At 50.1% G+C, this 10,184-nt stretch carries 12 protein-coding genes and 2 riboswitches; of the genes, 6 read left to right on the forward strand and 6 right to left on the reverse strand.

What is annotated here, in order from left to right; all coding sequences use genetic code 11:
- Window positions 1-14 precede the first annotated feature (14 nt).
- Window positions 15-656 (reverse strand): glutathione S-transferase family protein, encoded by a 642-nt coding sequence (locus GQE98_RS06185; RefSeq protein WP_161314737.1) that lies wholly within the window; start codon window positions 654-656, stop codon window positions 15-17.
- A gap of 182 nt (window positions 657-838) precedes the next feature.
- On the opposite strand from GQE98_RS06185, the gene speD reads away from it, so the two are divergent.
- Both speD and speE read left to right on the forward strand, forming a co-directional pair.
- Window positions 839-1,243: an adenosylmethionine decarboxylase gene (gene speD / locus GQE98_RS06190; RefSeq protein WP_202526113.1), complete on the forward strand. Its 405-nt coding sequence runs from the start codon at window positions 839-841 to the stop codon at window positions 1,241-1,243.
- On the forward strand, window positions 1,243-2,094 hold the full coding sequence (gene speE / locus GQE98_RS06195; protein WP_161314739.1) for a polyamine aminopropyltransferase: 852 nt from the start codon (window positions 1,243-1,245) through the stop codon (window positions 2,092-2,094). Before speD ends, speE begins: the two co-directional genes overlap by 1 nt.
- 4 nt (window positions 2,095-2,098) lie before the next feature.
- On the opposite strand, the gene GQE98_RS06200 is transcribed toward speE, so the two are convergent.
- Together GQE98_RS06200 and GQE98_RS06205 are read right to left on the reverse strand one after the other, a co-directional pair.
- Window positions 2,099-3,478, reverse strand: coding sequence for an L-serine ammonia-lyase (locus GQE98_RS06200; RefSeq protein WP_161314833.1), 1,380 nt, complete (start codon window positions 3,476-3,478; stop codon window positions 2,099-2,101).
- 149 nt (window positions 3,479-3,627) lie between these two features.
- A riboswitch (glycine riboswitch) is annotated at window positions 3,628-3,720 on the reverse strand.
- 3 nt (window positions 3,721-3,723) lie between these two features.
- Window positions 3,724-3,810, reverse strand: a riboswitch (glycine riboswitch).
- 87 nt (window positions 3,811-3,897) lie between these two features.
- Window positions 3,898-4,260, reverse strand: a complete 363-nt coding sequence (locus GQE98_RS06205) for a hypothetical protein (RefSeq protein ID WP_161314740.1) — start codon at window positions 4,258-4,260, stop codon at window positions 3,898-3,900.
- Between the two features lie 634 nt (window positions 4,261-4,894).
- Between GQE98_RS06205 and GQE98_RS06210 the strand changes: the two genes are divergently transcribed.
- Complete coding sequence (locus tag GQE98_RS06210) at window positions 4,895-5,866, forward strand: NAD(P)H-dependent flavin oxidoreductase (protein WP_161314741.1); 972 nt, start codon at window positions 4,895-4,897, stop codon at window positions 5,864-5,866.
- A gap of 84 nt (window positions 5,867-5,950) precedes the next feature.
- On the opposite strand, the gene GQE98_RS06215 is transcribed toward GQE98_RS06210, so the two are convergent.
- Together GQE98_RS06215 and bfr are read right to left on the reverse strand one after the other, a co-directional pair.
- Window positions 5,951-6,142 (reverse strand): (2Fe-2S)-binding protein, encoded by a 192-nt coding sequence (locus GQE98_RS06215; protein ID WP_161314742.1) that lies wholly within the window; start codon window positions 6,140-6,142, stop codon window positions 5,951-5,953.
- A 123-nt stretch (window positions 6,143-6,265) separates the two neighbouring features.
- Entirely contained in the window at window positions 6,266-6,733 is a 468-nt protein-coding gene (gene bfr, locus GQE98_RS06220; RefSeq protein ID WP_161314743.1) for a bacterioferritin, read from the reverse strand.
- A 105-nt stretch (window positions 6,734-6,838) separates the two neighbouring features.
- Between bfr and GQE98_RS06225 the strand changes: the two genes are divergently transcribed.
- The 3 genes from GQE98_RS06225 (at window position 6,839) to GQE98_RS06235 (ending at window position 8,834) form a co-directional block, all read left to right on the forward strand.
- Window positions 6,839-7,327 (forward strand): MaoC family dehydratase, encoded by a 489-nt coding sequence (locus GQE98_RS06225; RefSeq protein WP_161314744.1) that lies wholly within the window; start codon window positions 6,839-6,841, stop codon window positions 7,325-7,327.
- A 213-nt stretch (window positions 7,328-7,540) separates the two neighbouring features.
- A complete protein-coding gene (gene rsmI, locus GQE98_RS06230; RefSeq protein WP_161314745.1) occupies window positions 7,541-8,287 on the forward strand; it encodes a 16S rRNA (cytidine(1402)-2'-O)-methyltransferase in 747 nt (248 codons plus the stop codon).
- Between the two features lie 115 nt (window positions 8,288-8,402).
- Window positions 8,403-8,834, forward strand: a complete 432-nt coding sequence (locus tag GQE98_RS06235; protein WP_161314746.1) for a CBS domain-containing protein — start codon at window positions 8,403-8,405, stop codon at window positions 8,832-8,834.
- A gap of 6 nt (window positions 8,835-8,840) precedes the next feature.
- Here GQE98_RS06235 and GQE98_RS06240 read toward each other — a convergent pair whose 3' ends face one another.
- Window positions 8,841-9,749 (reverse strand): patatin-like phospholipase family protein, encoded by a 909-nt coding sequence (locus GQE98_RS06240; protein WP_161314747.1) that lies wholly within the window; start codon window positions 9,747-9,749, stop codon window positions 8,841-8,843.
- Between the last annotated feature and the right edge of the window lie 435 nt (window positions 9,750-10,184).

A 10,184-nucleotide genomic window follows, 5' to 3' on the forward strand; every position in this document is an offset into this window, starting at 1 on the left:
GCGTCAGGTTAATCCTAGAGGACGGGGCGCGTAGAGACTGTGCTTGGCCGCTCTTTTACGCGCTTCCACCAGCGGGCCAAAGTTAGATAGTCAGAGAGCATTTCAGCACCTTCCGGTGCCATTGTAAAATAATCAATCATCGGAATGACATGGGCGTCGGCCAGTGAGTAAACAGAGGCCGCGATATACCCTTGATCGCTTGCCAGCTTTTCAAGGGCTGAAAGTACAGGCGCGCTTTCTTGAAGCCCTTCGCTCAGAACATGCCCATTTGTCTCTTCACCGAAGGTGGGGCCGAAAACACTTTCGGAGAATACTTTCCGGACAAGCGGCTGATATCCATAGTTATCGATGATGGCGATGATCTGCCGCATTCTGGCACGCTCTGAGGTGATGTCCGGCTGTAGGGAGGAGCCGCCGAACGCTTCATCCAAATATTGCGTTATCGCGGAAGTCTCATAGAGAGTGAAAGCTCTGTGGTGAATGGCAGGTACTCTCTTGAAGGGATGGATATTGTGGTAGTTTTCTGGAACATTCTCGGCAAAAGGATCAACTTCATGAGTTTTGAAATCGATTCCCTTTTCTTCGAGAATGATCCTGACAATCCGGGCGTAGACGCTGAATTTATAGCTGAACAGCTCGAGCACTTGATCGGACATTTGATTGACCTGCTAACAACTTGACTTCAATGCTTTTCATCTTGCGTCGATTGACGGCGGAAACACAAGCAAAGTTGCCACTTTTCTCTTGCACTTGCAGGCGGTCTCGGCGATAAGGCGGCACCTTTTATGGTATGGCACAGAGGGAGGCATTCGCGGGAATTATGCTCGAGAATGAAAACATGACAATTGCGCCAGGCGCAGCAGAAGACGACCGGCTCGATTATTTCGTCCATAAGGATGGCTTGACCTTTGCTGGAACCCATTTGATCATTGATCTTTGGGGCGGCGAAGGGTTGAATGATGCGGACCTGATCGAGACAACCTTGCGCCGCGCGATCGATGTGGCAGGCGCGACGTTGCTGCACTTCCATATTCACGCGTTTGAACCGGATGGCCTCTCCGGGGTTGCCGTGTTGGCAGAAAGCCATATCAGTTTTCACAGCTGGCCGGAGCGCGACTATATGGCGCTGGACATTTTTATGTGCGGCAAGACGGACCCGTATAAGGCCATCCCCATCTTGCGGGAGGCTTTCAAGCCTGAGACCCTTCAGCTTAACGAAATCAAGCGGGGAATTGTCAGTTGATGGAACTCTTTGATGAAGGGTTGCATTCGGGCGTCAATCTGGCCCTGAATGTGGAGAAGGTCATTTACCGGGAAAAGACCGACCTGCAGGACCTCATGATTTTCGAAAACAGCCAGTTCGGTCGCGTCATGTCCCTCGACGGGGCGGTTCAGACGACGGAAAAGGACGAATTTATCTATCATGAAATGTTCGTGCACGTGCCGGTGCTGGCTCATGGCAAGGTAAGCCGTGCGCTGATAATCGGCGGCGGAGACGGTGGTGCTGCGCGACAGTTGATGAAACACAAGAATATCGCTGTCACTATGGTGGATATTGACCGCACAGTCGTAGAGCTCAGCAAAAAATACATGCCGTCAGTCTCGGGCGGTGCATTTGACAATCCCCGGCTTGATCTTGTTATCGCTGATGGCTGTAAGTTCGTGCGGGAGACAGATGAGAAGTGGGATGTCATCATTATCGATAGCACCGATCCGCATGGCCCCGGGGAAGTCCTCTATACTCAGGAATTCTATACAGACTGTAAAAGCTGCCTCTTGTCGGGTGGCATCATCATCACGCAGAATGGTGTACCTTTCGTTCAGGAGAGTGAACTCAAAACCAGCTACGACCGGCTAGGAAGCCTGTTCAAGGATGTCAGCTTTTATCTTGCTGCAATTCCGAGTTATGTCGGTGGGGTCATGGCCTATGGCTGGGCAACGGATGATATGGACCATCGCAAAGTGAGTGTCTCCAAGCTTGCGGAACGGTATATGGAAGCTGATATCGTAACAGATTATTATACGCCTGAGGTGCATCTCGCGGCGTTCGCCCTGCCTCTTCATATTCAGAAAATGCTTACGCGCGAAGACTAGGCCGTTAGCATTCCACAACGTTCACGGCCAAGCCGCCTTGCGAGGTTTCCTTATATTTGCTGAGCATATCGACGCCTGTCTGGCGCATGGTCTCGATCACTTCGTCCAGTGATACGACATGTGTCCCATCTCCTGAAAGGGCGAGGCGACAGGCGTTGATCGCCTTCATGGCGCCCATCGTGTTCCGTTCGATGCAGGGGATTTGGACGAGGCCGCCAATGGGATCGCATGTCAGGCCGAGGTTATGTTCCATACCGATTTCAGCAGCATTTTCGACTTGCTCATTCGTGCCACCAAGAACAGCAGTCAGCGCGCCAGCCGCCATGGAACAGGCAACTCCGACCTCTCCCTGACAGCCCATCTCGGCCGCGGAAATTGAGGCACGCTTCTTGTAAATGGCGCCAATCGCGGCTGCGGTGAGCAAAAAGTTACGCGTTCCCTCTTTCGTGACTCCGGGGCAGAAACGCTGATAATATTTAAGGACAGCCGGGATCACCCCGGCCGCGCCGTTTGTGGGTGCGGTCACAACCCTCCCGCCGGCAGCATTCTCCTCATTCACGGCAAGGGCATAGAGGTTTACCCAATCGAGTACAGTTAGTGGATCGCGGGATGCGCGCTCCGGATTTTCCATCAGGTCTTTATAAAGGGCATTTGCCCGCCTCTTGACGTTCAGGCCACCAGGCAGGACACCTTTCCCCTCGCATCCTCTCTTGATGCAACCGATCATGGCATCATTGACATTGTCGAGAAAGGTGAAGGTTTCTTCTTCCGAGCGCCAGCTTTCCTCATTGGCAAGCATCATCTCTGCAATGGTGAGTCCGCTATCCTTGCCCATTTCAAGAAGTTCATCCGCGGAGGTGAAGGGATAGGGAAGTGCAATGTTATGACCCTTCGTTTCCGCCCTGTCACCTTCGTTGTGAGAGACGACATAGCCCCCGCCTACGGAAAAATAATCGCGACTTAAGAGTTGGTTTCCATCGGCGTCATACGCGTAATACCGCATGGCATTTGAATGCTCGGGAAGAATTTGATCTTTCAGGAACAGAAGACTCTGGTCTTCAAAGAAAGGGATTTGATGATGTCCGTTAAGAGCAATATGACCACTGGAGCGGATTTTATCGACCAGTGGCTGAACATTTTCGGGATCAACGGTGGAAGGGCGTTCTCCACTTAACCCCAAAAGAATGGCAAGGTCTGTCGCATGGCCCGCGCCAGTTAAGGCCAGAGAGCCATAAAGCTCGACAAGCAGCCGGTCTGTTTTGTGCAGAAGTTTTTCAGTTTCCAGTCGGTCAACGAATCGTTTGGCGGCCCTCATGGGACCCACCGTGTGGGAACTCGACGGGCCAATACCGATTGTGTAGAGGTCTGTCACGCTGATGTTGATATTAAGTTGAGAGGTGGGGTCGGGGTTGCTGGTGGGCTTCGACGGCACGACTGGCGTTACATTGCCAAGACCGGATTTTGGGATTGTTGTCATTTACAGGCACCTTTCTCACTCTGGCGAAACTCGCCAATGCGTTCAATAGATGCCCCCTCTGTCCCGGTACCTGAAAGATTACGCCAAAGCATTCTCCGGCTTACCTCTTCGGTGATGCAACCGGCTTCGCCGCTACATTCTCTCCAGAGCCCTCTTTCCTGACGGTACATGTGCCTGAGAGTTTCCGGGGCGGTTGCTCCTTCGGCGCCGGCGTGTCCGGGCTCTCCCATCAGGATAATCAAGGATTGCCGAAACAATCCGGCACTTCAATTGAACCTTAGGGATTGCCCTTCTATGTTGTCAAGCCCGGGCTTCTGAAGGAAGGACTATCGGGCGCTGTATTTTAGGACCCATAGGGGTAATAAGGCCGCCACATCGGCATTTTTTTCATCAAGTTCAATGGCCGTGGTCATTTCATCTTCGTCAATACGTACAACACATCCACCGAAGCGGCACATCTCAGGTGATCCAATCGGACCAATGATACCTTCAATAGGTTTGCCCGGTTCAACATGATCGGCCAGGCCGTTCAGCAGCATTCCGTCCAGCGACCAGTTTTCTGTCGAAAACCGTGTTCCATTTATCTCAACACTAAGGACCGGATTTGATACGCGAAAGGTGCCGCGCTTTTCGAATCTGTTTGCAACGGATTGAGTGTTTGTTTCAGCTTGCAGCACAATAGTCTCCATTAAAAGTTGCCTGAAATCCCTTATGCAGTCTTCGTGCCAAAATGGGTATGGCCGCAAAGTCCATGTAATCTCTGGTTTTTGGATCGAGAGTGTATGGTTCTGGAGACCTTAATTTTCCACCGGGAGGCAATATCTCCCGATCTATGGGAAAAAAATAGCGGGTAGTCATTTTTTGCTGATTAGGGGGTAATTATACTCAAAAAAGAGAATCAAAGTGGGTGAATCGGAACATCAGAGCGGTCTTTTAAGCTGAAATTCTCGTCGCCATCGATTTCATCAAAATTTTTTTCCCCATCCCTAAAAGTAATAATATTCTGTTTTGTAATGATTTTTCGCAATAATGCTGCAGGTGCGAAGTAAAAAAATGAAATTTTGTCAATAATGACAATTTGTCATCTTTGATAAAGCCTGCTAATAAAATGACCAAGCCGAGTAACTGGGCGCAAGATCCGAGCTTGGCTAAAAAATCTAAATCCGGGTAACTGGGCGCAAGATCCAGGCTCTGGTAAATTTTATAAAACCAGGTAACTGGGCGCAAGATCCAGGCTTGGCTAAACTTTATAAAGCCAGGTAACTGGGCGCAAGATCCAGACCTGGCTGAACCTTCTATGTATAAACAGGAGACATTCAATAAATGTCAATGCCGACCGTTCTGGAAGGGCGTCTTTCTCTCCCAGTTATCGCATCCCCGATGTTTATTGTATCCGGACCGGAACTGGTAATCGCCCAGTGTCAGCAAGGTATTGTCGGATCATTCCCAGCGCTCAACGCGCGCCCTATCTCGCAACTTGATGAATGGCTTTATCAGATCAAGTCCGAACTTGCCGACTATGCGGCGGCAAATCCCGATCAAAAGGTTGCACCTTTTGCCGTCAATCAGATCGTCCATGCGTCGAACTCCCGACTGGAAGAAGATGTGGCACTCTGCGTTAAGCATGAAGTACCCATTATCATCACCAGCCTGAGGGCCCCGAACGAAATTGTTGAGGCTATTCACTCATACGGCGGCATTATCCTTCATGACGTCACAACCATACGTCATGCGGAAAAAGCCCTGGAAGCAGGTGTCGATGGCTTGATCTTGGTTTGTGCTGGAGCTGGCGGACATGCCGGACGGCTGAGCCCATTCGCCCTCGTTTCAGAAGTAAGACAGTTTTTTGATGGTCCGATTGCTCTTTCCGGTGCCATTGCGAATGGTCGATCAATCCTCGCAGCCCAGGCAATGGGCGCGGACCTCGCCTATATGGGGAGTGCATTCATCGCAACCAAGGAAGCGAACGCGGTAGAAGACTACAAGAATATGATCGTTGACAGCACAGGGGAGGATATTCTCTATACGAATACTTTCACCGGCGTTCACGGTAACTATCTGCGCTCCAGTGTGGAGAGAGCAGGGCTTGATCCTGAAAATTTACCGGGAGCGGACAAAAGTCGAATGAATTTCGGCAGCGGCGGTACCGGTAAGTCAAAAGCCTGGAAGGATATTTGGGGTTCCGGGCAAGGTATTGGCAGCGTGCGCGACGTGCCAAGCGTTAAAGAATATGTTGATCGTTTAAAAGAACAGTATGCCCAGGCCAAGGCTGAAATTAATAATAAGGCCATGTAAACTGGATATAACCCTCACCCTATTAGGGTGGGGGTAATTTCTTCAAATTTCCAAAAAATTGAAAAATACTATTCGCTGAATGCTTCAGCGGAGAACGGTCGTTGTTTCACCGTCAGAGATGGTTTCCCGGATAATATCCCGAATATTGACGGTGCATTTGGCGCATTGCGGCGCAGCCCCAAGCGATTCATAAACATTCGCGATGCGTTCTGCGCCAGAGGCAACCGCACTTTTTATATCGCGGTCCGTCAATCCATTACAAAGGCAAATATACATTCGGCGCCTGTCTGCTATTAAAAGTGATAACTATTCTTAACAAATAGATATTTTGCGAATAGTTGTCAATGGCAACATATCGTGACACGCCGCCGTTTTTGCGTTAGGAGCGTCCAGTCACCGTTAAGAAGTCTGTGACTGGACGTAGTTCTGAATACCCATCTTCTCAATCAACGAGATTTGTGTCTCCAGCCAATCAATATGCTCTTCCTCCGATTCCAGAATATCGACCAATAAATCGCGAGAGACATAATCTTGCGTGCTTTCGCAATCCTTGATAGCTGATTTCAGATCGACATGCGCGGTATGCTCCATTTTGAGGTCGCATTCGATGATTTCTTTGACATCTTCGCCGATCATCAGCTTGCCAAGATCTTGCAGGTTGGGGAGGCCTTCAAGGAAGAGTATGCGCTTGACTAGCTTGTCGGCATGCTTCATCTCATCGATAGATTCTTCATATTCCTTCTCACCTAATTCCTTCAGGCCCCAATCTTCGAGCATGCGGGCATGAAGGAAATACTGATTAATGGCCGTCAATTCATTCTTCAGTATGACGTTTAGATGTTTGATAATGGACCTGTCGCCCTTCATGATTAGTTCCTTGCGCTTGAATGATATGTTCCGTAATTATAGCGAGAAGGCAGCGATTTTTAAATGCCATAACTAAAAAGACTTGATGAACAAGCGAGGCAAGGAATGTCAGACAATCAATTTAACCCTGAGAATCATAAATTTGCGGAAGCAAGTTATTTCGAGGACCTGACGGTCGGGCAACGGTTTTATATTCCGTCCCGGACGCTGCGCGATGCAAATTTTTCTGCCTTTCAGGCGGCGTCTGGTGATAATCATCCCATTCATTATGATGTTGAGTATTGTAAGGCGCAGGGGCATCCGGAATTACTGGCTCACGGGTTCCAGGTATTGATACAAACTGCTTCTGGTGCAGGGGTTTTTCCGCATGTGATTGGCGAATCGCTTGTTGCCTTTATTGACCAATCCTCGAAATTCCTCGGTCCGGTATATTATGGCGACACTGTTTATCCGGAATTGGTGATCACGGACCTCAAGAAGCAGAAATCGACGGGTATTGTTACGGTGCGCTCGACCATTCATAATCAGCGACGGGAGCTGGTTCTGGAAGGGGAGCAACGCTATCTGGTGCGCCGCCGCCCGGCAACATCCTGAAGCCGGCCAAATCCTATAATTTTACGTAGCGTCGGCAACTGAGCTGCATAGCCGTCCTTTGGCGTGTGAGGTGCAGCAAGTGCTCTGCGCGCCGACTGGAAGGGGGATTTTTTACGGGACACGACCTCTTGTGGTCAGCTTCTCGCGTTATTTAACGATTGCTGGCCGGTGGAGCATTGCGCCGGTCACCAGAATATGGTTAGTCCTTCAGCTATGATAGATGATGAACAAAACGGGCCTGCTTTCTACCTCATTCCAACGCCAATCGGGAATCTTGAGGACATATCGTTGCGGGCTTTACGCATTTTGCAGTCTGTTGACGCACTGGCGTGTGAGGATACTCGCCATACCCGGAAAATTTTTGAACGTCATTCCCTAAGCAGTCCGCCTATTATCTTCGCCTGTCACGCCCATAATGAAGATCGGGCCGTGGGGCGCATATTATCTTTGCTTCACGAAGGTAAGTCTGTCGGTCTTACGTCCGATGCCGGTGCCCCTGGAATCAGTGATCCGGGTCAACGTGCAGCCGCTGCCGTAATTGACGCGGGTTATCAGGTTGTCTCCTTGCCAGGGGCGAGTGCGGTTATTACTGCCCTTACTGTTTCAGGACTGCCAATCCCGGCATTTTCCTTTTTAGGCTTTTTACCGCGTCGTCCGGGGCGCCAGCGAAAATTATTCAGCGCGTTCGCAGAGGCGCCAACGGCACTGGTGTTTTTCGAATCTCCCTTTCGTGTCGGTAAAATATTGAAAATCGCATGCGAAACGCTGGGCGACCGTCCTGCCGCAGTTTGTATTGAACTCACCAAAAAATTCGAAAATATTCATCGCGGCCGATTGCCTGACCTCGCAGATCAATTTTCTGAACAGAAAATCAAGGGTGAAGTGACGATTGTAATTGGCCCTCCATCACGTGATGATGGTGAGGAGAGCGACCCGGCCGGTCCTGCCATTTTCCCCTAAGTACTTCATTTTTGCGGTTATATTTGAGTTTACTCGGCCCTTCTGGTAAATTAGAAAGTTCGAAAATACATTTTCTTACCGGATATCTTTCCGGCATCCCAGAAGGAGGAACCCTATGAATGTGGCAAGTATCCTGAAGGTAAAGGGAAACGATGTGATAACCGCGTCTCCCTCTGACAGTATTGCGGCAGTGTCGCAGGTCTTGGGGGAGAAACGGATTGGCGCGGTTTTGGTTGTGGATACGTCGCAAAAACTATGCGGTGTGCTGTCCGAACGGGATATTGTGCGGGGTCTCTCGGAAGCTGGGGAGGGGTGTCTTGATCTTCGGGCTACAGATCTCATGACGTCCGATCTCGTGACTACCAGCCCTTCCGAAACGATTGATAATGTGATGGCATTGATGACGGAAAAGCGAATCCGCCATTTGCCTGTGCTGGAAGACGGTAAGCTTGCCGGATTTATTTCGATCGGGGACGTGGTGAAATGCCGGATGGATGAGGTGGAGCGCGAGGCCGCAGCCCTGCGGGACTATATCGCTACCGGTTAGTTGGCGCTAAGCGAGGACATTCATTGCGTGCTTAAGGAAAGAAAGAGAGCGTTCTGTTGCGGCTTCGCCCTCGATAATCATTTCCTCTGCCTTATCAAATTCCAGCAACCCATGCCGCGCTAATCTGGGGGCTATGGTGATATCTGGCGGATCACCAGCGAGACGTGAACGGCTCAGGCGGTCCTGAACAATATTCAGGGACGACATCATGACCCCGAAAATGCTAGGTTCTGTGCCGGACTTGTCAAAAAAGCGGTGTTTCATCAAGTTGAGTGGTGACCGGGAATGAAACAGGCGCGATTTCTTGCCGTTATCATCGACGACAAAATCTGTTTCATTTTCGCCGATATTGGTCATCCCAAAGACATCTGCGTTCAGGTTGACGGCAATGACCAGCCGGGCACCCATAGCGCGGCATACAGATACCGGAACTGGATTTGTAAGCGCCCCGTCAATAAGCCAGCGTTCATCTATTTTCTGTGGAGAAAATAACCCCGGTAGCGCATATGACGCGGTTATCGCCTTTGCAAGATTGCCTTCGCGGATCCAGATCTCGTGACCGGTGCCAAGTTCTGTTGTGATGGCGGCAAACGGAACCGGTAGTTCTTCTATTCTAGTATCGCCGAGGGTGTCTTCAAGAAGCGTGAATAACTTGGAACCGGAAATCAGCCCGCCCCCGGTAAGACGAATATCGAGCAGACGAAAGAGGCCTGATTTGCCGAGTGATCGGGCCCAGCTTTCCAGTTCATCCAGCTTTCCGGCCAGATACATTCCACCGATCAGCGCGCCAATAGATGTACCGCAGACATAGTCGGGCTTGAAGCCTTCTTTTTCCAGTCGACGCAATACGCCGATGTGAGCCCAGCCGCGCGCAACGCCGCTCCCCAGGGCCAAGCCAATTTTTGGCCGTGACATAATCCCGTTACCTTGTGTGTTACTAATCTCTTTATGTTTATGCCTTAACAGATAAATCTTCGTAACTCCATACTTCCGGCAATTTCTCTCAAGGGAGATTAGCCGGTTTGTCTCTGGTGCATTTAGTGTAGGGGCCAGAGGTACACTATCCATACTCGTGTATTAGATAAGAGTTGTATTAAGGGCGCGTTAAAGATATAATCAATTCTTCATTTTTTTGTAAAATTACCTGTTGACGCCGTTGTCTGGTTATCTATATAAGATGGCCAGCGACGCAGTCGGATACGCCTGATGAAGGTCAGGGTTGGTTCGACGGCGTTTTTTTTGTCCCGCCCAAGCGGCTGGGTTGATTTTTTGACATTGTGGATATTATGAGAAGGGATGCCTGGGCGGCGGGGGTTGTTGAATGACGACTTTTTGTTGCAACGGGTATCT

It is taken from the genome of Sneathiella litorea (assembly GCF_009882915.1).
Taxonomy (GTDB): Bacteria; Pseudomonadota; Alphaproteobacteria; order Sneathiellales; family Sneathiellaceae; genus Sneathiella; species Sneathiella litorea.

Coding starts and splice junctions, on each gene's coding strand:
- rsmI (WP_161314745.1), top strand. CDS start 7,541: ATGATAGATGATGAACAAAACGGGCCTGCTTTCTACCTCATTCCAACG.
- GQE98_RS06185 (WP_161314737.1), bottom strand. CDS start 656: ATGTCCGATCAAGTGCTCGAGCTGTTCAGCTATAAATTCAGCGTCTAC.
- speD (WP_202526113.1), top strand. CDS start 839: ATGACAATTGCGCCAGGCGCAGCAGAAGACGACCGGCTCGATTATTTC.
- GQE98_RS06235 (WP_161314746.1), top strand. CDS start 8,403: ATGAATGTGGCAAGTATCCTGAAGGTAAAGGGAAACGATGTGATAACC.
- GQE98_RS06210 (WP_161314741.1), top strand. CDS start 4,895: ATGTCAATGCCGACCGTTCTGGAAGGGCGTCTTTCTCTCCCAGTTATC.
- GQE98_RS06225 (WP_161314744.1), top strand. CDS start 6,839: ATGTCAGACAATCAATTTAACCCTGAGAATCATAAATTTGCGGAAGCA.
- GQE98_RS06215 (WP_161314742.1), bottom strand. CDS start 6,142: ATGTATATTTGCCTTTGTAATGGATTGACGGACCGCGATATAAAAAGT.
- GQE98_RS06205 (WP_161314740.1), bottom strand. CDS start 4,260: ATGGAGACTATTGTGCTGCAAGCTGAAACAAACACTCAATCCGTTGCA.
- bfr (WP_161314743.1), bottom strand. CDS start 6,733: ATGAAGGGCGACAGGTCCATTATCAAACATCTAAACGTCATACTGAAG.
- speE (WP_161314739.1), top strand. CDS start 1,243: ATGGAACTCTTTGATGAAGGGTTGCATTCGGGCGTCAATCTGGCCCTG.
- GQE98_RS06240 (WP_161314747.1), bottom strand. CDS start 9,749: ATGTCACGGCCAAAAATTGGCTTGGCCCTGGGGAGCGGCGTTGCGCGC.